This window comes from Paenarthrobacter sp. NPDC089675 (genome assembly GCF_044749185.1).
GTDB lineage: Bacteria > Actinomycetota > Actinomycetes > Actinomycetales > Micrococcaceae > Arthrobacter.
Genome location: NZ_JBIVHM010000014.1, coordinates 32321 through 53547 on the forward strand (window position 1 = coordinate 32321; position 21227 = coordinate 53547).

The following is a 21227-nucleotide window of genomic DNA, read 5'->3' on the forward strand; positions in this document are numbered from 1 at the left end:
CGTTGCTGGCGACAGGGCATTGAGGCGGGGCGGCTCTGGCACACAGGGCGACACGAGGCGACCCATTGAGACTGCGCCACGAAGTCCGAGCCTCGTCTTCAAACTCATCTGGGACGGGTTTGCGAGGCCCCGACACCACCTTAGATTGTTGCGGACGTGACTCGATCGGGCAAACCTCACCTAAGAAGGCGGGCGGCATCAAAAGGAGCCGCGGGCGATGTCACTGTTACGAACAATTCGAGGCGGACCGGCCTCAAATTGGCCAGTTCCCCCTCGAGTTGTTCTCCCGACGGTTTCGTCATTGACCTCGACGACCGCCCGGGCACCGTATTGTGGTTGGTGGCCTCGTCAGACGAACCGCGCAATAATTTCGACTTCGACCGCTGCACCCAGAGGCAGCGCTGACACGCCCACGGCCGACCGGGCGTGGGTTCCGATGGTCGCGCCGAAAGCACGTCCGACGAGTTCGGAAGCGCCATTGATGACCGCGGGCTGCTCAGTGAAGTCCGGATCGGATGCGACGTAGCCCACTACTTTCACGATCTGAGAGATGCGGTCAAGGTTCCCTATTTGAGCTTTGATTGCTGCCAAGGCGTTGATCGCACAGATCGCTGCCTGTTGCTTGGCGTCGCCACGGCTCACAGCTGCTCCAGCCTGGCCGGTCACAGTGAGAGCGCCGTTGACGAGCGGCAGCTGTCCTGAGGTGTAGACGAGGTCTCCGCTGATCACTGCCGGAACGTACGCGGCCACGGGGGCTGCTACGTCGGGGAGGGTGAGTCCCATGTCTTGAAGGCGCGCTTCGACCTGTGAGCTGATAACTGGTGTCTCTGTCATGTGTTGCCTTTCCTCTATTTGTTTCTTCCGCGAGCGGCTACGCGCCAGCGGTCCACGATTTTGCCGTCGTTGACCACAGTGATGTCGTCAACGAGATTTACGGAGACGCATACGTGATTCGGTATGACCCGTATCCGTTCTCCAAGAGCCGGGAGCTCTGCGTCTACCGGCCAGACCACGGTCGCATGATGTTCCGAGAGTGCCGTGATGCGTGCTTCGAGATTGTCGAGCAGCCGTCCAAAGCCGGTAGTCCATCCAGGTCGGTCTCCGCCCAGGATCTTGCTGCCGGCGTCCAGGATGATCCTTCGCGGTATGACATCGTCGCCCTCATGTCGGCTAACCACTGTTGCGGCGACCGTCAGCGCGATGTCTTCGGGGGCGCATCGTTCCAGTTCCAATTGCTGGGCGTCACCGAAGACATAAACACCCGGCCGGACATCAGTGGCTACGGAATCTCCGGTGAGAGTGGCGGTGGGAGTTGAGCCGCCGCTGCGATGCAGGATCTCAAATCCTGCTTGCCTGAGCAGGTCCGAGGCCCGGCCCAGTGCAAGTTGCTCCTCTTCGGCTGCTCTCAGCGGCATCCCGGGAGCGTAGCTGTGACCCGGGAAAGTGAAGACTCCTCTGACCCTCAGGCCGGCTCGTGCCGCGGCGCGCGCAACGTCAACGACCGCATCAGGGGCGATTCCGCTTCGGCGGTGCCCGCTGTCGAGCTCCAGCAGCACGTCGAAGTTGCTGGCTGCCTCGCCCAGTGACGTTCCCATAGTTTGGGCTGCCTCTTGTGAGTCCAGTCCCACTGAGATCTTTGTGGTGGCAGCAAGTCGGCGCAGTCGTTCGGCCTGACGAGGGCCGACCCAGATGGGGTAAGCGATGAAGATGTCGTTAGCTCCATGTCCTGCAAAGACTTCAGCCTCCCCGAGGGTCGCGACAGTGATGCCCGCTGCCCCAGCCGCCAGCTGCAGTCGCGCGATTTCGGGCACCTTGTGGGTTTTCACATGTGGCCGGAGGTTCAGGCCTTTGGCGTGGACGGCAGCGGCCATGCGGTCGATGTTCCGCTGAAGCACATCCCGGTCGACCAGGATCTCTGGCGTGTCGACTTCGTCAGGGATTGTCATCACTGGTTCTCTTTCTCTCGGTACGGCAGCTTCGGTTGACGCGTCAGGGTACGTTTACGGGACGCTTCATTTCCTCTTGAAATCGCAGATATTGCTGGGCGCGCTCGGGCCGGCGGCGCACCACAGTCCAGCCGATCGCCAGGACCAGGAACCACACCGGGAAACAGGCCAGTGCCACGGCAGTTTCAGTTTCGGTCGTCAGTGTCCAGATGACAAAGGCGAAAAATCCCAGGATGGACCAGCACATGGTCTTTCCACCTGGCAGTTTGTAGGTCGAGGCCGCGTGCCGCTGAGGAAAGCGTTTCCGGTAGGCAAGATAACTGATGACGATCATGGCCCAAACAAACATGAAGAGCAGCGATGAGACGGTTGTGATGAGGGTAAATGCTGCGATGACCGATCCCCCTGCGTACATCATCGGAATGGCGGTCAGCAGCAGGGCGCCGGTGAGCAGCAGCGCCTTGCTGGGGACACCACCGCGGTTGAGATTACGGAATTGTGCGGGCGCGCTTCCCTCTTCTGCCAGGCCGTAAAGCATGCGGCCGGTGGAGAAGACACCCGAGTTCCCTGCTGATGTCGCAGACGTGATGACGACGAAGTTCACCACTGACGCCGCAGCTCCCAGACCTGCGAGGGCGAACATCGCAACGAACGGTGATTCGCCAGGGATAATTTGCCGCCAGGGGATGACAGCCAGGATGGCGGTGAGGGCAAGGATGTAGAAGACCAGGACGCGAATGGGCACCGCGTTGATGGCGCGAGGCAGGGTGCGCTGTGGATCCTGGGTTTCGGCTGCTGCGCTGCCGACCAGTTCCACGCCAACAAAGGCAAAGAAAGCAATCTGGAATCCGGCGACAACACCGATGAAGCCGGTGGAAAAGAAACCACCGTCTTCCCATAGATTTGCCAGGGACGCAGCGTTGCCCTCTGGAGATACGTAGTGGGTGGCGATCATGACGGCCCCGACAGCTATCAGGGCCAAAATGGCGACGATCTTTATGAGTGCGAACCAGAACTCAATTTCACCGAAGTTTCGGACGTTGAAGAGATTCAGCAGCAGAATCAATCCGACCGTTGCAACGGCAGGCACCCACAAGGGGATAGCCGGCCACCAGAACCGCGAGTAGCCGGTGACGGCGACTATCTCGGCAATCCCGGTGACGATCCATGCGAACCAGTACGACCACCCTACGAAGAAGCCGGCAGCAGGACCGAGCAGATCCGACGCGAAATCAACAAACGACTTGTAGTTCAGGTTCGACAGGAGCAGTTCGCCCATGGTCCGAAGTACAAAGAAAACGAAGAATCCGATAACGAAGTAGACCAGCAACACCGCAGGTCCCGCCAGGGAGATGGTCCTCCCGGAGCCCATGAACAATCCGGTGCCGATAGCGCCGCCAATCGCTATCAACTGGATGTGACGATTGGCCAAGCCACGGTGCAGACGGGCCTGAGCCTGCACGGGCGTCTTGGGCGATAGATCTTGCGTCATTTTCAAAGTCCTTTTACTTGGTCTGAGGGCTGCCCGGACGGGAGGACGTTCTGGTCCCGACATCGAGCAGCTGTCAACATTGACGAATCAACTCAGACGCCAACACTTGGTGCATGACAAGCGCGTTACTTCAACTAATAGTTGATGCCAGCGCGTGAATAGTAAGAGGATTCCACAGATTGTGGTCGCGTGTAAAGAGTATTTAACGGTATTCTAAACATGTTGTTGAATCATGCAGGCGAGTGGGGGTAAGTATGGAAGCCGGTGCTTCTCAAGGAATGACGACTGCTTTCGCTGCCGTTGATGGCCGGGACGCTGAAACCATTAATGTGGTGCTATCCCACCTAGTGGGCCCGTTGCAGGCGACGAGCCCGCAACCTACAGAAGTTGTCCTGCATGACCTCCGCCGTATCCCCAACACAGTCAGGGCCATTGCAGGCGATGTCACAGGACGGAAGCCCGGCGATCCTCCCACTGACAAGCTGCTCCAGCGCATCGCGGCCGGTCAATGGCACAACGAGATCGGCTATCACTCCCTGCTTCCCGACGGGAGGACGCTTCGGTGCACCACGATTGTCTTCACTGACAACCACGATCAGCCTGCCGCGGCGCTTTGCATCAATACGGACATTTCCTCATGGCTGGGGCTTCGATCCTCCATAGAACAGTTCATCTGGGGTGCACCCGCCCAGGAACTCGGGCTCAGGCCCGACGGCGCGACTCCCGAAGGCGCAGTCGGAGGAATGAGCAACGAACGCTTCCCCCGGAGCGTCGAAGAGCTGTCCGCCCACCTCATAGACACGGCCATCGCCAGCATAGGCCTGGCTGTTGACGACATGCGAAGGGAACACAAGATAGATGTGGTCGCCGAATTGGAACGCCAAGGCTTCTTCCTCGTAAAGCAGGCCGCTGAAACCGCAGCCACAGCCCTAAACGTGACCCGTTTCACCATCTACAACTACTTGAACGAAATCCACGACTCGGGCACTTGAGTCTCGCCACCGCATCCAGTTCGCGGGCAGTGAACGACCGGAATGCCAAGGGCCAGTCTCACCCGCCCAGCACACGAATCCAGATTCATGAGAGATGCTGTCGTCGGTCGAGGCTTGCCTAGATGGGAATCCATTTGTAGCCGGCGTTGTGTTGTCGGATCCCCCCATCGATGGCTCCTGATGCGTCAGCCCGGTGCCGACGCCCAACCCACGAGCGGCGGTCCACGAACTTTTACACCGGATGGCGCGACCTTGACCAGCTCCGTCGTGTAGTAGCCGACGCGTGGCGTATGGGCCATGGTCTCGCCAGACGCGGCTCCGTCAAGGCAATCAGCGATCACGGCCCGAGCGTGGCTGAATGCGCATGGCTCGCCGTGCCCGTCGGAGGCAGCGCATACCCAGATGTTCCAGGTGTTACCTAAGAATGGGGGCCGGTAATGTCTGCTGGGTTTGCCCCCAGGGTGGCAGGCGAGGCGAACAAGGGAACGAACCGAGGAATGAATTTTAGGCGTGCTGTCACCTTGTCTTGGAAGGAGCCGGTAACCGATCCTCCGCGGCGACCGGGCTGACACGGGCGGGGTCTGGACTCGGCTTGCGGCTTAGTACAGGCACGCTGGCAAAAGCGACGGCGATCAACGGGGCGAGCTGGGCTGCCAGGGGTGAGGAACGCTGTAGGGACAGGAACATGCTACTGCTCGATGCCTCGCAGCGGGGCAGGCAGAGAATGCCCCAAGCTTCCGGGTGTTCTGGTCTAGAAGATGAAGAGTTCATGGCGCAAAGCAGGGCTCCGCACGTATTAGCAGAGGGATCTGCCCCACCGTGCTCCCTGATGAAGCCCCAGAGATTTCATCGTGGGTATACGGATCCTTTGGTCGACCTCCGTCATAGTCGTCCCACTTGGGTATACAGCAGATGCCTAGCCCCCAATTGCATTGCGTCAGGCCAGCGATCACCAAACTGTTCGCTCAAGCGTCATCCCAAGGGTGACTTCCCGGCTGACACTGACAGTGAACGTGCGTGCGTCTAGCCTGGTCACCAACAAACCGCAATTAAGCGCCGCGGCGTGTGGGGCCAGAGACCTCGTCGCGGACTCGATGCGGTCGTCCATTTCAGAACGGTTATCGATCTTGAGTGCAATAGGGTTCGGAATGAGGTCATTCACGCAGACTGGCCTTTCGACGCAAGTTCCATCGCAGAGGGGACTCGACTCGCTTTGCCCTGGAACGGGTGTTGGTGCTCGGGTTGGTCGATGAATCTCTCCACTGCACAGTCCCACGGGTGGGCCTGTGGTTATGGCCGACACCGACCAACCCGTGGGAATGGCTTTGTGAGGAGCGGGTCTAAAGTCGTCCTGCTTCAATAATCTGGCGCAGGAATTCACGAGTCCGGGGTTCGACTGGATCGCCGAATACCTGCTCAGGTGGGCCCTGCTCCAGAAGCTTGCCTTTTTCGAGAAAGACCACGAGATCGGAAACTTCACGAGCGAAATGCATCTCATGCGTAGCGAGCATCATCGTCATTCCGTCGGCCGCGAGCTCGCGAACGATGTTCAGTACCTCTGCGACCAGCTCGGGATCGAGCGCTGAGGTTATTTCATCCAAAAGCACGGCTTTAGGGTCCATTGCAAGCGTACGGACGATAGCGACCCTTTGTTGCTGACCACCCGAGAGCTGGTCCGGGTAATAGTCCGCCCGGTGACCGAGATTCACTCTCTCGAGAAGCGATTTGGCTTTGTCCCGTGCCTCTGAAACAGGCGTCCCCAGTAGCTTGATGGGTCCAAGGGCGACGTTATCCAAGACACTCATATGTGGAAACAGGTTGAACGACTGAAAAACCATCCCGACGTTTCGCCTGAGCCGGTTGACATCCACGCCAGGCCCACTCACGACGTCGCCCTCTATGCGGATCTCGCCGCCGTCAATCGTCTCAAGAGCATTGATGCATCGCAGGAGGGTAGACTTCCCCGAGCCAGAAGCACCAATGAGGGTTACGACCTGGTGTCGCTCGACCTTAAGATCGATCCCCTGCAGAACCGCGAACGGCCCGTAGCTCTTATGTAAGTTCGAAAGCTCAATAAACGACATTATTATTTTCCGCCCTTCGGGCGACGATGTGACCCGGTGCGCCCGAGCAACCAATCCACCAGACGGGTCTGCGGGATAGTGATGATGATGAACAGGACGGCCACAAGCGTGACCGACGAGAGGTTGAAACTGGCGGAGGAGTAAAATTTGGCCTGGTTAAAGGCATCGAGGGTGCCGATGACGTTCACCAGCGAGGTGTCCTTTTGCAGAGCAATGAACATACTAAGCAGGGGCGGGATCACTCCGCGGATGGCCTGCGGGAGGATCACATAACGCAGGGTCTTCCCATACGAGAATCCGAGGGACCGCGAAGCTGACCACTGTGAAGGGTGAATCACCTCAATCCCTGCCCTGTAGGTCTCGGCTACGTAGGCGCTGTAAGACAGCGTCAGCGCAATGATCGCGAACCATTCCGGGGGAAGATCTGACAGCACCGGAATCCTGAGCAGAGGCAGACCAAAACCGACAAGATAGATGATGATGATCGCCGGGACAGCTCTCATCCCATCTATGTAAGCAATCGCGATCGCTCTAACCGGACGCCCAGCGCGACCTGGAACCATTCTGGCGATGGCGAGCACCAATCCAAAAACAAGAATGAAGATCTCGGAGACAACAGCAATCATGACGTTCAGCCCAAAGGCTGAAACGACGTCTTTAGAGCTTTCAGCGATCAGGTCCCAGCGAAGAAATGTTTTCTGGATGACACCGTCCTCGACAGTCAGCGCTATAGCTGCACCAAGCACGATCAGGGTTGCGAGGCCAATGCCAAAAGTCAACAGACCGTCTTGAATGGACATTGCCGCCGGTGTCCGGGCTTCCAGAATCCGGCCCACCCGAACATCTTTCATGGCTTGAAGGGACCGGCGAACGCAGCGCACGGCGAACCATAGGACGATTCCGGCTGCAACGACACCAACGGTGCTGATCAGCCATCCGATAACGTACGTCGTAGTCCCCGGAGCGGAGCTGCCCATGCTGGTGGCGCCGAGGCCGGCCATAAGCAGGAGCAGCACCACCGCGAAGGTCATTGCTGCGACCGCAAGAGCTCCGCTCTTTGGGGGCGGGCTCATTTTGGGAGCTGCCGTTGAGGCGGATGCGAGCACAGAAGTCACTTAGCGCTCCAGATAGGAACCTCATTCGGATCAATGCCGAACATCGGCTTGAGGTACTGTGCGGAAAGATCCTTCAACGTTCCGTCACTATCCATGTCGCCGATCACCTTTGTAACTGCAGGGGTGTTTTCCGATCCGTGCGGCAGCACGACCCCGTAGCCCTGGTCGAGGTTGTATTGGCCTTTGACTGTCAGGGTTCCGTTGGAGGCCTTGACGCTGGTCAAGGCGAGAGTTGTGTCAGTGACGACGGCGTCGACCTGGCCGGCGCTGAGCGCGGTGAACATGTCAGCCTGGCTCTGGAAAGTGGCGGTCGTCTTGGAAGGTTTGAGGGTGTCTGCCACCCATTGGGCTCCAATGTTTCCTTGGAGCACACCTATCTTGGCGTCCCGAATACCGTCTTGGGAAAGACTCGAGTCAGCCTTGGTAGCTACGCCCAGGTTGGATGAAAAATATGGTCCCGAGAAATCAAGGACTTGCTTGCGTTTGTCGGTAATGGTCGTTGCAGCCAAACCGATGTCGTAGCCCGTCGCTGTCCCGGAAATGTACTGATCCCAAGCGAGATTCTTCACCTGCACGGATTTAAGCCCGGCGCGGTATGCGAGGTCAGCGGCCAGGCAGTACTCGAAGCCGTCCTTGATGCTGGTGGGGGTCGTGCCATTCCACCAACCGGGGTTCGGCAGCACGGTTGCTACCGTAAGCGTGTCCGGAGTCTGGGTTTTAACCTTGAGGCTCCCGGGCTGTCCCGTGACTTTGCAGTCCCCGAAGGTTGGGGAGCTGCCGCTGGGCTGAGCTGTTGAGCTGGCGGGTCCACCACAGGCGGTAAGAGCAAGCGCTGCGACGGCGACGGTGACGGCAGCAGAGTAGAACTTCTTCATTGATTCCTCAATCAAAAGGGGGTCTAGGCAGCGGAGAACACCGCTGTCAATGGCAGAAAGCGAACAGGCGAGGTGCGGCTTAGCGCTGGTAGTGCTTACGCCGTGGCATGGATGGATGGAAAGCACATGGGTGTTGGCCTCCGAGAGCACAGCGCCCTCCCCATGCGTTGACCCGCTGTTCTTCTTTTTGGGCCACTGAGTAACCCAAATGTAGATCCCGCCCCACAGCTCGTCAAGACCCGTAGCTCATTTCCGCGACCGCACTTCCCTGCGTGTTGGCCGGTGGCGATAGGATCACCCCCATGGAACGCCTCTCCGCCAGCCCAAGGCCGCCAGCTGCAAGTGAGCTGGTGGCTGACCAGCTACGCATGGCTATCCAGTTGGGGCACTACCTCCCAGGGGACCGGTTTCCGCCCGAACGCGAGCTCTCAGAGCAGCTCGCGGTTTCCCGAACGACGTTGAGGGAGGCTGGGCGCATCCTGGAGGCCGAAGGGCTGGTTAAGGCTAAGCATGGCCGTGCTGGTGGTCTCGTGATCCAAGACCGCCAACTCCCCACGCACGAAGCGCGCCGGCTCCTCAAAGAGCGTATGGCTTACATCAATACAGTCTTCGACTACCGACTTGCCGTTGAAGCGGCAACGGCGGGACTGGCCGCCACTCGCCGAACGTCGAGTGATCTCCGAAGCCTCCGGCGCTGTCTGGAAGAAATGGATGAACTGGTCGCGGGCCGCGACGGTGGTCGGGCCGTCATTCCGAGGTTCAAAGCCACGGATAACAGATTCCACGTCGGAATTGCCAAAGCGGCCCGGAACCCGCTCCTTGAGGACTCCGTCCTCAAGGCCCACGCCGAGATCTACCATCCCATCAACGCGGTGTTCGACCAGCTTGAGCCCTACATGAATGAACCGCACCGCGCGATCCTGGAAGCGATCGAGCGTAAGGATGCCAGTGCGGCCGAACGCATTATGCGCGAGCACATCGAGGAAACCCGTACGGCCGTCTCTTACCACGTGCGGACAGGGAAGGTCTATCAACCGCGGAGCCCGGCTCGGCCCGGCAGATCCTGATCATCAGGGCCCAAAGCAAAATACTCGTGTTGGCAAATGCTGCCACCGTCCAGCTTTGGTCGGACTAGAGAGGCCTCGGCTCGGCAAGGGAAGCGCGCCAGCGCACTTGCGGAGTAACAACCACAGGCTGCCCGGGAGGTGTGCCCTCAGAAATCCCTCGGATTAGAAGATCAACACATGCCTTGGCCTGTTCTTCGAGAAGAAGATCCAAAGAGGTGATGGGAGGTGCGGCCTCCCTGGTCAGTGCACTGTCCGTCAACGCGCACAAACGCAGGGCGTCCGGTATCGCAACGTTCAGACGATCGGCGGCCGCAACGACACCCCCCGCGAATCTCGTGGAAGAAACGATGATGGTGTCCGGAGGGGAGGGCGACGCCAGCAGGTCCAGGGCCAAAGCCTCAGCCCCGGCCGTTCCCACCCCCTCGTAGAGGTCGTGGGTGGTAAGGCTAAGCCCTGCACCGGCACACCATGCCTGAATGATTTTCCGACTCGAGATGGTCCAGTTGTTCGCTTCGCTTCCGGCGATGAGTGCCAGGCGGCGGGCTCCGGCCGCTGCCGCAGCTGCGAGTAGTTGCTCAACCGAGGGGCGGTAATCCACGTGCACTGCCCATGGGTCGTCGGGGTTGGCCGGATCAACGTCCGCGCACACGACCGGTACGCGCCTTTTCTTCAGGGCGACGACCACGTCATCATGCTGGTAAGGCCCCATGACAATGCAGCCGTCCATCGCCACACGACGGGCCTTTTCGGTCAGGATGTTCGGGACGTGAAGGAGACCTCTTCCTGTGGCCAGAGTGGCGGCTGCTGCGGCGCCGGAGAACCTCGTGAAGGTTTCCGTTCCGCTCAGGGAACCATGAACGGCGTTCCTGGGCCGCAGAACGAGCCCCAGGATACCGACCTGTCCTCCGCGGAGGGAGGCCGCGGACGGATTTGGAATGTAGCCCAGGGCCTCGGCAGCTGCGGTCACCCGAGCTGCCGTCGGTTGGGAAATTGGTCGTGCGCGGCTGTAGACGTGCGAAACGGTACTGATCGAAACGCCGGCTGCCGCTGCTACGTCTTTGATGGTGGGCGGGCGTCGGGTCTCTTCAGGCACAAGCCCATTGTGCCTGACCAAGCGTCACCACCCACCTATTGACCGACTGCAGCCCGAGGCTCTACCATCATCAAAACGTTTTGACGATGGAGGCAAAATGACAACTACAAGCAGCAACAGGAAAGACCCAGCTAGGACGGGAAGCCTTCGGAAGGTGGTTTCTTCGGCGGCTGTCGGACAGTTCGTGGAGTGGTACGACTTTGTGATCTACGCCTACTCCGCCACTGTCTTGGCCAAGCTGTTTTTCCCAACCGATGACCCCGTGGCCGGTCTGCTGTCAACCTTTGCGGTCTACGCTGTGGGCTTCGTGATGCGACCAATTGGTGGCATCCTGTTCGGCCACCACGGCGACAAGAAGGGACGGCGAAACGTGCTGTCCGCGGTGATTCTGATTATGGGGCTCGCGACCGTGGGGATAGGCCTGCTGCCCACATACTCCACTATCGGCCTGGCGGCTCCGGTCCTGCTCGTGACCTGCCGACTGGTCCAGGGCCTCTCGGCCGGGGCGGAAGCAATGGGGTCCAACGCCCTGGTTGCTGAACACGCTCCCGCGTCACGCAGGGGGTTCTTCGTGGGACTCAGTTACACTTTCGCGAATCTGCCGGCCATTTTCGCGGCTTTGCTTATCCTGGGGCTGACCAGCACGCTTGGGAGCGCTGCCTACGGTGACTGGGGTTGGAGGATCCCCTTCCTGATCGGCGGCTTGATCAGCTTCTTCGGCCTATACATCCGCCGACAAGTGGATGAATCGCCGGAGTTTGAAGAAGCATCCAACCAAGACGACATCCAAAAAGCACCTGCAGTCTCGGTCCTGCGATACCACCGCAAAGCCTTGCTGTTCACATTCGTCGTAGCTGCACTGGCTGGTTTGGGCTTTTACACCCTCACCGGATACTTCGTGACCTTCCTGACCACGACTGTCAAACTGTCCAGCAACGACGCACTCTTGTCGAATTCCATAGCCGTTCTTATCGCTGCTGTCGCGACGCCGCTCGCCGGTGCGTGGTCAGACCGGCTGGGACGGGGACGCGTGCTCATTGTTGGCGCGATCTTGTCGGCCGTAGTGGCGATCCCGGCCTACATGCTGGCGGGAGCCGGCACACTGGGAGGTGCAATCCTCGGCCAAGGACTGCTGGCGGCAGCTCTTGGCATCTTCTTCGGCCCAGTGGGCATCGCGTATCTTGAACGTTTTCCCGCCCACGTGCGGTTCAGCGGGTCAGCGTTGGGCTACAACCTGGCCTACATCGTTTTTGGTGGCACGGCCCCGCTAGTAGCCACGTGGCTCGTTGCCACGAGCGGCAACCTGCTTTCCCCGGCCATCTACACCTCGGCGCTTGCCGCCGTCGTTGCCGTGGTTCTTCTGGTGTTCCAGAAGAATGAGCATCCCACGGCAAGCATCGCAAAGTAGGGATACCTGTGAACAAATTGAATGTGGCCGTCGTCCAAACTACTGCTTCGGACCTCGACCCGAAGAACACCGTTGAGACCGGGCTGTCGTCAGTAAGGAAGGCAGCCAAGGAAGCCGACCTCGTCGTTCTTCCGGAGCTCTGGACAGGACTTGGGCTGAGCCCGCACAGGAAACCGGAAAACATCAGCCAGGCCAACGGATACGTTGACAAGGAACTTGAGGCCATTGCCGCTGAACATGACTGCTACATCGTTGGCTCGAGCTATCGCGAAATCGGCGGGCGCATGACCAACACCGCCGTCCTGATAGGGCCGCACGGGCAGGTGGGCAGCTACACAAAGACACATCTCTTCGACGCGAGTAACAGGACCGACATCACAAACCCGTCAAACGAGTCGGACAAAGTGACAGCGGGATCTGAACTGCCAGTTTTCGAGACACCCTTCGGACCTATTGGTGTGACGATATGTGCGGATCTTCGATTCCCTGAACCCTACAGGGTACTTGCGCTCAAGGGAGCACGAATTCTGATCAACTGTTCAGCATTTCTGGCACCGCGTGCAGATCACTGGGAGTTCCTGCTTCGCGCCCGTGCCGTAGAGAACCAAGCCTTCGTCGTCGCATCCGGCCAATTCGGTGAAGAGCCAGCGAGCGGAACACGGTTCGTCGGAAGGTCGATGGTTGTCGATCCTTGGGGACTTGTCATTGCGACGGCGTCCGATCGGGAAGGCATCCTGACCGCCTCCTTGGACCTTGATCTCATAGAGACGACCCGCCAGCAATTTCCCCTTCTGGAGCAGCGGCGTCCGGAGCTTTACACGGAGCTCTCCTCACCTGTGGGAAGCGATGGACTCCTGCTCGGGAGCTCGCAGGCAATGTCGTAACCGGAGCCAAAGTCTGAGGAGGGAAGCGCCGAAAGCGTGCCTCCCTCCTCAGTTTGCCTGCGGACAAGATTCAAGCAGTCGAGATCTTCAGGAAACCCCCGTTAGGAATTCCTTGATAAGCCGGGCGCCCGTTGTGAGCCTTTGGTTAGTGTCTCAGCCCAGAAAGGTCCCCTACTGAGGCATGACAAGACCACAGGATTCCCGCAGTAACCCAAGACTGTGGCCGTCAAAGGTCCGCCAGGAGAAGATTTACAGTAGCTACCCCCGCAGCGATTGCGGCTGCATCGTTCGGCTTTGAAGGGTTGCGAAGACGGGGTTTCCGCATCATGGGTATACCCAAAATGTAACGTCGACCGTCATCCCAAACGTTCATGACGACATGAATGTCTTTCGCAGAGGCGCGCCCTAACCCAACGATGAGTGCTGTTTCCCACCAAGTCTTTTAGCCCATGAGCACGGAGTTTGCGAGATGCATGGCGGGCGGTAGTCATGGGGCGCCTTTCCACAAGCACGCAGAGTCGATCCTTGGACGCTTGGCGGAGATGAATTTCGCGGACTCTGTGTCTGCCATCTCACGGAGAGATCCGCCGACAAGGGCGCAGGTGGATTGTCTGCTCGCTTCAAGCCCTGACAGTCGTATTGGGTGGTTGTTCCTTTAGCGGTTTCTGAACCAGCCGAGACTGTTCGTGCCCTCGAGTGTGACCAGAGCATGCTCACGCATAAGGTTCCTTGCCGTGATACTGTCGCCGGCTTCTACAGCCTGGATCAACTCCAGATGGCCCGCGCCGGGGAAAGACTCAAGGTCTGGAGCGCCGAGAGAACCCAGCCACTCGGTCATGCTCGCTTGAATCTGCCGCTCTGCCTCAAATAGCCGTTTGGAAGCGGCAATCTCCGCAAGGGCAAGATGAAGCCGCGCATCGGCCAGACGGTATTCGTGGTCCGTGAGCCCCCCGCCATCCACTACTTGCTGAAGACGGCGCAGGTTCGCGGATTGCTCAACGGTAATACGCTCAGCTGCGCGGGCGACGGCCTCGCCAGAGACGGCGATACGCCAAGCGATAAAGTCGGCAAACTCGTCAGCTGTGGGCTTTGGCTCCGACCCAGCAGAGATTGCAGCAACCACGTCCGATTGCACGTAGGTTCCCGCGTGCCTTCCCCGGCGTGTCTCAACGAGGCCGCTTGAGCGAAGGGCCTGCAACGCCGACCGTACAGTCATGGGAGCTACGTCGAACTTGGCTGCCAGCTCCTGTTCCGAAGGCAGCCGGGCGCCGGAGGGTATCTCCCCCGACGCAATAAGGTCGCTCAATCGGCGGATGATGGCTTCGGAGATTCCCGCGGGGCCTATCTGGTCGAGAAATCTGGTCCATGTGTTGTTTGTCATGACTTCTATACTCTAGAGTTTATAAGTGTGAGGGATAGCACCACAAAGGCCCTTAATGGTCGAGTTTAAGTCAACCATGTCCGTGTGGGGCCTTCCCGGCATGGGCTCGTCCGATATGGACCTGTCACACCTACGGGACATTTGGTGCTGCTCGTAGCTTCCCAGAGCGAATTGGATTTACCTCAGTAAGCACTGAGATTAGCGGTACGGATAGTCCCTGCCGCCCTCAGCGGCTGCGAGCATACTCGCCCAAGTGGGGTGATCCCGCCTTAAGAAACCCGGCGAAAGCCGTAGAACTGATCCCGCCCAACAGTGGCGGAACGCGATGAAGGAAGAATTATGACTGGTATTCGGGGAGTTGTGGCCGTGCCCGCTCGACTTTCGACCGGAGTGTCCGATGAGCGTGTCGCACGAGCAAACCGCATCTTCTACGATGTCGTCAGCCTCGTAGAGGCCGCTGGCCTGGAAGTTTTGATAGTGAGTGACCCGAATTTTGAGCCTGGCGCAGTTGATGCTGTCGTGCTTCCAGGCGGTGGAGATGTTGACCCTGGACGGTATGGCGGCGAAAAAATTGAGGCGCTTTATGATCTAAACCCTGAGCAGGACTCTCTTGACTTCGGATGCGCTGAACGGGCCTTAGAACGGGGCCTGCCACTCTTGGGCATTTGCCGCGGGGCCCAAGTGCTCAACGTAGTCTTGGGCGGATCCCTCTATGAAGATCTCGTGCCGGGCGATGTGGCGCACCGGAAAGTAGCTGCCAAGTCAGATAGCGAAGCGTGGTCTTGGCACGAGGTAGATGTCGAACCCGACTCAATGCTGGCTGAATGCTCCGGTAGCACGTCTTTCGTCGTTTCATCCGGACACCATCAGGGGATCCGACGTCTCGGTGAGGGCCTGCAGGCAGTTGCGACGGCCCGTGACGGCCTGGTTGAAGCCGTCGAGGATAAGAATCGGCGGTTGCTTGGAGTTCAGTGGCACCCGGAGGCGGAGGGACTCGAACCATCGCTGCAGGCGGCCCCGTTCGTGTGGCTCGCTGAGGCTATTTCCCTGCGGCGGGTCGGAAAATGATGATGCACAACGAGACGCTTGCGCCAGCCGATCGTCAGGCCGGTCCCCAACTCGAACGAGGCTTGAGCAACCGACACCTTCAGTTGATCGCTATAGGCGGAGCCATCGGGACGGGCCTGTTCATGGGGTCAGGAAAGATGATCAGCGTTACTGGCCCTGCCGTTATCTTTGTCTTCCTCATCATCGGTTTCATGTTGTTCTTCATGATGAGGGCCATGGGCGAACTCATTCTGTCCAACCTCAATTACAAGACCTACGGTGACATCGCAAAAGACCTGATCGGTCCGTGGGCTGGGTTCATGCTCTCGTGGACGCATTGGTTCGCGTGGATTGTTGCCTGCATTGCCGACATCATAGGCATTGTCGGGTACGTGTCCTTCTTCAACGCGGAGATCCCCCACTGGCTTCCGGCGCTGGTGACCATCGTCGTCCTTACTGTGCTCAACCTGCAACCGGTCAAATTCTTTGGTGAGACGGAGTTTTGGTTTTCGATCATCAAAGTTGTCGCGATCCTGGGGCTTATTGTCACGGGCCTCGTACTGATACTTGCAGGGTTTCAGAATCCTGAAACAGGTACGACCGCGTCATTCGCGAACCTTTGGGAACATGGGGGGATGTTCCCGATGGGCGTCATGGGCTTCGTCTTCGGGTTTCAGATGGGTGTCTTCGCGTTCAATGGCATCGAGCTCGTTGGCATGGCCGCCGCCGAGACTAAGAACCCCCAGCGAAACGTTCCCAAAGCGATCAACTCAATCGTTGCCCGCATCATTATTTTCTATGTCGGTGCACTGACGATCATCATGTCGGTTACCCCCTGGAACCAGATCCGCCCCGACGTATCGCCGTTCGTAACGACGTTTCTGTACGCAGGACTCGGACTCGCAGCGATCATCATTAATCTTGTTGTGATTACTTCGTCGGCGTCGAGTGCGAACTCAGGGCTCTATTCGAACGCGCGGATGCTGTTTAACATGGCCCACGATGGCCATGCACCTGCTTTTCTTGCGCGGTTGTCCAAAAAGGGCGTGCTACAGGGTGCTGTACTGATGAACTTCACCGTTATGCTCTTGGCCATTCCCATGCTGTACGCGGGCGAGAGCATCGTGACGGTATTTACTCTCGTAGCCACGGCGTGCGCCGTGTTCGGGATCCTTATCCGATCTGCTGTGACTGTCAGCTACATTCGCTATCGCCGCATGTTTCCGATCAGGCATGCGCGGTCCAGCTTCAAGATGCCGCTGTCGCTTGTGATGCCGTGGGTGCTGATTGTGTTCGATGTATTCGTGATTGGCGCATTGTTGATTGCCGATGATACCCGTCCAGCCGTATTTTCCGTTGCGGTCTGGTTGCTGGCCCTCGCGGTAGCGTGGCAGGTCTGCAAGCGAAAGCTGATGCGGCAAGGGCGCCCGATCACGCGACCCATTCCAACCATAAGTCCAGAAGTGTAGGGGTTCTTGGTCGTAATATTTTGGCGTCCCTGAGGTTGACCCTTTCACCCGGCCGTCCGATGCGACGGATACGGTGACTCCTTGGACGGCCGGTCGTTAGGGTCTTTACTTGTCACAATGGCGGTTGCGTCTGACTGAACAGGCCGCGAAGGGCCATGGAGTAGTTATTCGGGAAACAAATAGGGATTTGGATGCGTCCGAAGTCAGCGAGTCTGGGGACACGCAGCTCAAAGACGATATCCGTGCCGGTGGCATTGCTGACTCGCCGAGGATCCGGCGCTTGATTCCTATCGACCTCGTGCCGGAGGGCTCAACCCTCCAAGCGACGTTTTTTCGTCGTGTCATTCTGGACTGGGCACCGTGAACTACTCCCGCAGACCACAGCCCAATTCCGCGCCGACATGCAAGACCGCTCAGCGTCCAGCTGGCGGTAGAGGCATAACATGCGGGTGTGGTCCAGGCCGAGCGTCCTGGGCCACACCTCTTGCCGTGTTTGGGGTTGGATTTACGCTAGTGGTGACGTGGCAGACGCGGGCATCATTCGGCTTTCCGCGAGTCCCTCATGGCCGGGCTGAATCTGTTCCATTGCTCAGTTCGCGGTTGAGGGTGGTAGGTAAGACCTAAGACCGGGCAAGGGAAGCACCATCATGCCGTCATCCTCAACCTGTGGGGTGCTTGCCGCAGGCTGGCGATCCGGGTGTCGTACTTCGGTCAGGACAATATTCGGCTCCCCTGGCCGCAACACCGGCGTCGTCGCAGTATCCTAAACGGCTCCGCTTCAGGCACAGGAGTCCGAGGAGTTTGCCTTCCATACTAACGACGGCGAGCCGTCGTCTGCCTCCCCGACGGAGCATGTAGGCGGCCTTCTCTATCGGGTCGTGGGGCTGCGCGGTTCTGCCGTTTTTTGTTCCAAACCCTAACGCACGCTTTTGTCCGCCGGACCACGGCGGAATGTCGGTTTTTTCAATGGTGGTCAGGAGATGGCCTGCGGTGTCTACTATCAGTGCCATGTGTACATGGTCATCAGCCAGTAGCTGCCGAACCTCCCCCACTGTTACATCCGGCGGGAGCACTTTCGGGGTGGTGATCATGAGGTCTTTTACGGGACACCCCGTGATGCCATTATGCTGGGCTGCCGGGTTCACATTTCCTGCCGGCGATTGAGCGCACCGGAAGTCGCCGGAACGGCCGCCGATGGATCGAAATACCGGATCATGCGGGTGTTCCCCAGAGTGTTGGGCTTCACGCGCGCCAAATCCAAGAATTCCGCAACGCCTTCGTCATGGGAGCGGAGAAGCTCTGAATACGTCGCAGGGTCCACTGTTGGTAGATCAGCCATCACCTCAAAGTGATGTTTGGTGAAGAATTCGACTTCAAAGGTAAGACAAAACACTCGTGTGACACCCAGGGCCCGGGCGTTTGCCAAAAGGCTCTCCAACAGGGCATGTCCTACACCTCGCCCACGCCAGCTTTCGTCAGTTGCGAGAGTCCGGACCTCAGCGAGGTCTTCCCACATTACGTGTAAGGCCCCACATCCCACAATGTCACCTGACTCACTTTCAGCAACCAAGAATTCCTGGAGCCCTTCAAAATAGGCGACCGTCTCCTTGGCTATCAAGATCCTCTGTCTGGCCATTGGGGCCACCAACTTCTTGATGGCGGCCACATCGCGCGTACGCGCAGGCCGTACGCTAAAGGACTCATTCACGAAAACAGCCTATTGCCCTCTCTGAGTGTGCGATGACGGATCTTACGATGAAGCGCGCACATATTGGCGATCTGCACAGGGCCAATGTGGCCCTAGTGACTTAGTGTCGCTAAAGATCGGCGATTTCCACGACAGCAGCGTTCCTTCGGACAGATTTACGTCCGGCGATCATCGACCAGCCCGCCGTCCTAGTGTCACCGCCTGCGGTGGTGACACGACGGTGCACGTCCGGAGAAGGGCCGGCCTGTCCTCATTACTCCACAGCGAAAAGGTAAACAATGAAGTTTGGTGCCCAACCCGCCCCAGTGGCAGACATCGATGAGAGCAAGCTCAAAGTTCAAAAGCCAAAGACCGAGGCTGCCGGGGTCAAAGCGGTCATGGTGGCATTGGAGCGAGCGGTCGCGCAAGCCGGGATGTCACGAACTGCACAATCGCTCCTTCGGCTGAATCAGCGCGGCGGTTTTGATTGCCCTGGCTGCGCCTGGCCGGAGTCTGATAAGAAGCGTAAAGCTGCCGAGTTCTGCGAAAACGGTGCCAAGGCTGTGGCCGAGGAAAACACTTTGCGTACGGCGGGTGCCGAATTCTGGGCCAAACATTCCATTGCCGAGTTGTCAACAAAGACCGAGTACTGGCTGGGCAACCAAGGCCGGTTGAGCGAACCGGCAATAATCCGTGAGGGAGAGACGCACTACTCCCCCATCTCTTGGAATGATGCATTCGACTTGATCGGCCAGCACATCCGGGCCAGCGACCCGGACCGCTGCGTGTTTTACACGTCCGGGCGCACAGCCAACGAGACAGCATTTCTCTATCAGTTGTTTGCCCGCTCGTTGGGCACCAACAACCTGCCGGATTGTTCCAACATGTGCCATGAGTCTTCCGGCTCGGCACTGAACCCGACCATCGGTATCGGCAAGGGTACTGTGTCATTGGACGACATCCACGATGCTGAACTGATCTTTGTCGTGGGACAAAACCCGGGCACGAACCACCCGCGGATGCTCTCGGCCCTGAAGGAATGCAAGGACAACGGCGGCAAGATCGTGGCCGTGAACCCTCTGCCGGAGGCTGGACTGTTCAATTTCAGGGACCCCCAAACGCCCTCAGGGGTAATTGGTGGCGGCACCCCCTTGGCTGACGAGTACTTGCAGATCAAAGTCGGCGGGGACCTCGCGTTGTTCCAGGCTCTGGGCCACCTGCTCCTGGAAGCCGAGAGGGAGCACCCCGGCACTGTCGTGGACCAGGACTTTATCGCCACTAAAACCGACGGATTCGATGCCTACAGTGCAGCACGCGGCACTGTGGATTGGGACGAGACTGAGAAGGCAACAGGCCTGAGCCGCAGCCAGATACAAAGGGTCGCTGACATGCTTGTAGCGTCCAAGGCAAGTATCTTTTGCTGGGCGTTGGGGGTGACGCAGCAGCCACACTCGGTGGACACCATCAAGGAGATGGTGAATGTGCTGCTGTTGCAGGGAAACTTCGGCAAGCCCGGCGCCGGCGCCTGCCCTGTGCGCGGGCACTCCAATGTCCAAGGTGACAGGACGATGGGCATTTGGGAGAAGCCCAAGGAATGGCTTCTGGAATCGCTGGATCGCGAGTTCGGGATCACTTCGCCGCGCCACCACGGGTACGACGCCGTCGAATCAATGGAGGCGTTCGAACGCGATGATGTAGACGTGTTCGTGTCCATGGGCGGCAACTTCTCGCTTGCGTGCTCGGACACCGAAACTCTTGAAGCCGGGATGCAAAGAATCGGATTGACAGTCCACATCAGTACCAAACCGAATCGCTCCCACATTGTTCACGGCCGTACATCTCTTATTCTGCCAACGCTTGGCCGTACCGATAAAGACGACAAGCATCCAACCGGTGCTCAGTTCCTGTCGGTGGAAGACTCCATGTCTGTCGTCCACTCTACCCAGGGCAGGCTCACACCGGTCTCTGAGCACCTGCTGGCCGAGCCTGTGATCGTGGCCCGTATGGCCGAGGCAACTCTTGGCCCGGACCATCCCGTTAAATGGCGGGCCATGGCCGAGAACTACGATGTGATCCGTGATTGCATCTCGCGTGTTTTGCCCGGATTCGAGGACTTCAATCGCAAGGTCCGGACGAAGAACGGCTTTGTCCTGCCGAATCCTCCGCGTGACACCCGCTCATTCGCCACCGACATTGGCCGCGGCCGGTTCAGCATCAGCCCGCTGGAGTATTTGACACCTCCTGCGGGCCACCTTGTCCTACAGACAATCCGAAGTCACGACCAGTACAACACGACGTTTTATGGTCTCGACGACCGGTATCGTGGAATCTCGGACGGCCGCCGGGTTATTTTGATACATCCTGAGGACCTGGCTGAGGCGGGCTTTGAGGATCGAGATGTGGTCGACGTGGTGAGTACGTTCCGGGGTGTGGAGCGCCGTGCTGATAAGTTCCGGCTAGTTGGCTATCCAACTGCCAGGGGGTGTGTTGCAGCGTATTTCCCGGAGGCCAATGCCTTGGTCCACAAGGAGAATGTCGCCCGCGAGTCAAATACCCCGGGGTTCAAGGCAATGTTTGTGCGATTCGAGCGGGCTCGGCAGCACAATTACCAAGGATCTAACTAGCATCGGAGCTAGATCTTGTGCTGCTGCGTAATTCGACAGCCGACGACTGTGACGAGGGCGGCG

Annotated in this window: 17 protein-coding genes; 7 read left to right on the forward strand and 10 right to left on the reverse strand. The window is 58.8% G+C overall.

The window, feature by feature from the left end:
* Positions 1-348: 348 nt before the first annotated feature.
* From ACIPY2_RS20645 to ACIPY2_RS20655, 3 genes are read right to left on the reverse strand one after another with little or no spacing between them, the layout of a single operon-like run.
* Positions 349-834: a RidA family protein gene (locus ACIPY2_RS20645; RefSeq protein ID WP_400268272.1), complete on the reverse strand. Its 486-nt coding sequence runs from the start codon at positions 832-834 to the stop codon at positions 349-351.
* 14 nt (positions 835-848) lie between these two features.
* The gene (locus ACIPY2_RS20650) at positions 849-1949 is read right to left on the reverse strand and encodes an alanine racemase (protein WP_400268273.1); all 1101 of its coding nucleotides are present in this window, start codon (positions 1947-1949) and stop codon (positions 849-851) included.
* 40 nt (positions 1950-1989) lie between these two features.
* The gene (locus tag ACIPY2_RS20655; RefSeq protein ID WP_400268274.1) at positions 1990-3438 is read right to left on the reverse strand and encodes an amino acid permease; all 1449 of its coding nucleotides are present in this window, start codon (positions 3436-3438) and stop codon (positions 1990-1992) included.
* Positions 3439-3770: 332 nt separating this feature from the next.
* Here ACIPY2_RS20655 and ACIPY2_RS20660 point away from each other — a divergent pair, with 332 nt between their 5' ends.
* Positions 3771-4430, forward strand: coding sequence for a transcriptional regulator (locus ACIPY2_RS20660; RefSeq protein ID WP_400268275.1), 660 nt, complete (start codon positions 3771-3773; stop codon positions 4428-4430).
* A gap of 1340 nt (positions 4431-5770) precedes the next feature.
* Here ACIPY2_RS20660 and ACIPY2_RS20665 read toward each other — a convergent pair.
* From ACIPY2_RS20665 to ACIPY2_RS20675, 3 genes are read right to left on the reverse strand one after another with little or no spacing between them, the layout of a single operon-like run.
* Complete coding sequence (locus ACIPY2_RS20665; RefSeq protein ID WP_400268276.1) at positions 5771-6514, reverse strand: amino acid ABC transporter ATP-binding protein; 744 nt, start codon at positions 6512-6514, stop codon at positions 5771-5773.
* Between the two features lie 2 nt (positions 6515-6516).
* Positions 6517-7629: an amino acid ABC transporter permease gene (locus ACIPY2_RS20670; RefSeq protein ID WP_400268277.1), complete on the reverse strand. Its 1113-nt coding sequence runs from the start codon at positions 7627-7629 to the stop codon at positions 6517-6519.
* Entirely contained in the window at positions 7626-8504 is an 879-nt protein-coding gene (locus ACIPY2_RS20675) for an ABC transporter substrate-binding protein (RefSeq protein ID WP_400268278.1), read from the reverse strand. The genes ACIPY2_RS20670 and ACIPY2_RS20675 overlap by 4 nt, the downstream gene beginning before the upstream one ends.
* A gap of 302 nt (positions 8505-8806) precedes the next feature.
* Between ACIPY2_RS20675 and ACIPY2_RS20680 the strand changes: the two genes are divergently transcribed.
* The gene (locus ACIPY2_RS20680) at positions 8807-9571 is read left to right on the forward strand and encodes a FadR/GntR family transcriptional regulator (RefSeq protein ID WP_400268279.1); all 765 of its coding nucleotides are present in this window, start codon (positions 8807-8809) and stop codon (positions 9569-9571) included.
* A gap of 64 nt (positions 9572-9635) precedes the next feature.
* Here the strand turns inward: ACIPY2_RS20680 and ACIPY2_RS20685 are convergent, their stop codons facing one another.
* Entirely contained in the window at positions 9636-10664 is a 1029-nt protein-coding gene (locus ACIPY2_RS20685) for a substrate-binding domain-containing protein (protein WP_400268280.1), read from the reverse strand.
* Positions 10665-10818: 154 nt separating this feature from the next.
* On the opposite strand from ACIPY2_RS20685, the gene ACIPY2_RS20690 reads away from it, so the two are divergent.
* Positions 10819-12072, forward strand: a complete 1254-nt coding sequence (locus ACIPY2_RS20690; protein WP_400268281.1) for an MFS transporter — start codon at positions 10819-10821, stop codon at positions 12070-12072.
* Positions 12073-12080: 8 nt separating this feature from the next.
* Positions 12081-12956 carry a carbon-nitrogen hydrolase family protein gene (locus ACIPY2_RS20695; RefSeq protein WP_400268282.1) on the forward strand — a complete coding sequence of 292 codons (876 nt, stop codon included), beginning with the start codon at positions 12081-12083 and terminating at the stop codon, positions 12954-12956.
* Between the two features lie 655 nt (positions 12957-13611).
* Here the strand turns inward: ACIPY2_RS20695 and ACIPY2_RS20700 are convergent.
* Positions 13612-14337: a FadR/GntR family transcriptional regulator gene (locus tag ACIPY2_RS20700; protein ID WP_400268283.1), complete on the reverse strand. Its 726-nt coding sequence runs from the start codon at positions 14335-14337 to the stop codon at positions 13612-13614.
* A gap of 339 nt (positions 14338-14676) precedes the next feature.
* Here ACIPY2_RS20700 and ACIPY2_RS20705 point away from each other — a divergent pair, with 339 nt between their 5' ends.
* Together ACIPY2_RS20705 and ACIPY2_RS20710 are read left to right on the forward strand one after the other, a co-directional pair.
* Positions 14677-15405 carry a gamma-glutamyl-gamma-aminobutyrate hydrolase family protein gene (locus ACIPY2_RS20705; protein WP_400268284.1) on the forward strand — a complete coding sequence of 243 codons (729 nt, stop codon included), beginning with the start codon at positions 14677-14679 and terminating at the stop codon, positions 15403-15405.
* Positions 15402-16853, forward strand: a complete 1452-nt coding sequence (locus tag ACIPY2_RS20710) for an amino acid permease (protein ID WP_400268285.1) — start codon at positions 15402-15404, stop codon at positions 16851-16853. Before ACIPY2_RS20705 ends, ACIPY2_RS20710 begins: the two co-directional genes overlap by 4 nt.
* A gap of 659 nt (positions 16854-17512) precedes the next feature.
* Here ACIPY2_RS20710 and ACIPY2_RS20715 read toward each other — a convergent pair.
* Both ACIPY2_RS20715 and ACIPY2_RS20720 read right to left on the reverse strand, forming a co-directional pair.
* Positions 17513-17944 carry a CBS domain-containing protein gene (locus ACIPY2_RS20715; RefSeq protein WP_400268313.1) on the reverse strand — a complete coding sequence of 144 codons (432 nt, stop codon included), beginning with the start codon at positions 17942-17944 and terminating at the stop codon, positions 17513-17515.
* 50 nt (positions 17945-17994) lie between these two features.
* On the reverse strand, positions 17995-18561 hold the full coding sequence (locus ACIPY2_RS20720) for an amino-acid N-acetyltransferase (protein WP_400268286.1): 567 nt from the start codon (positions 18559-18561) through the stop codon (positions 17995-17997).
* A gap of 278 nt (positions 18562-18839) precedes the next feature.
* On the opposite strand from ACIPY2_RS20720, the gene ACIPY2_RS20725 reads away from it, so the two are divergent.
* Positions 18840-21164 (forward strand): FdhF/YdeP family oxidoreductase, encoded by a 2325-nt coding sequence (locus ACIPY2_RS20725; protein ID WP_400268287.1) that lies wholly within the window; start codon positions 18840-18842, stop codon positions 21162-21164.
* Positions 21165-21227: the final 63 nt, after the last annotated feature.

Excerpts from the sequence above, each read along its gene's own strand:
- ACIPY2_RS20645 (WP_400268272.1), bottom strand. The coding sequence starts at position 834 with ATGACAGAGACACCAGTTATCAGCTCACAGGTCGAAGCGCGCCTTCAA.
- ACIPY2_RS20655 (WP_400268274.1), bottom strand. The coding sequence starts at position 3,438 with ATGACGCAAGATCTATCGCCCAAGACGCCCGTGCAGGCTCAGGCCCGT.
- ACIPY2_RS20665 (WP_400268276.1), bottom strand. The coding sequence starts at position 6,514 with ATGTCGTTTATTGAGCTTTCGAACTTACATAAGAGCTACGGGCCGTTC.
- ACIPY2_RS20675 (WP_400268278.1), bottom strand. The coding sequence starts at position 8,504 with ATGAAGAAGTTCTACTCTGCTGCCGTCACCGTCGCCGTCGCAGCGCTT.
- ACIPY2_RS20680 (WP_400268279.1), top strand. The coding sequence starts at position 8,807 with ATGGAACGCCTCTCCGCCAGCCCAAGGCCGCCAGCTGCAAGTGAGCTG.
- ACIPY2_RS20700 (WP_400268283.1), bottom strand. The coding sequence starts at position 14,337 with ATGACAAACAACACATGGACCAGATTTCTCGACCAGATAGGCCCCGCG.
- ACIPY2_RS20705 (WP_400268284.1), top strand. The coding sequence starts at position 14,677 with ATGACTGGTATTCGGGGAGTTGTGGCCGTGCCCGCTCGACTTTCGACC.
- ACIPY2_RS20710 (WP_400268285.1), top strand. The coding sequence starts at position 15,402 with ATGATGATGCACAACGAGACGCTTGCGCCAGCCGATCGTCAGGCCGGT.
- ACIPY2_RS20715 (WP_400268313.1), bottom strand. The coding sequence starts at position 17,944 with ATGATCACCACCCCGAAAGTGCTCCCGCCGGATGTAACAGTGGGGGAG.
- ACIPY2_RS20725 (WP_400268287.1), top strand. The coding sequence starts at position 18,840 with ATGAAGTTTGGTGCCCAACCCGCCCCAGTGGCAGACATCGATGAGAGC.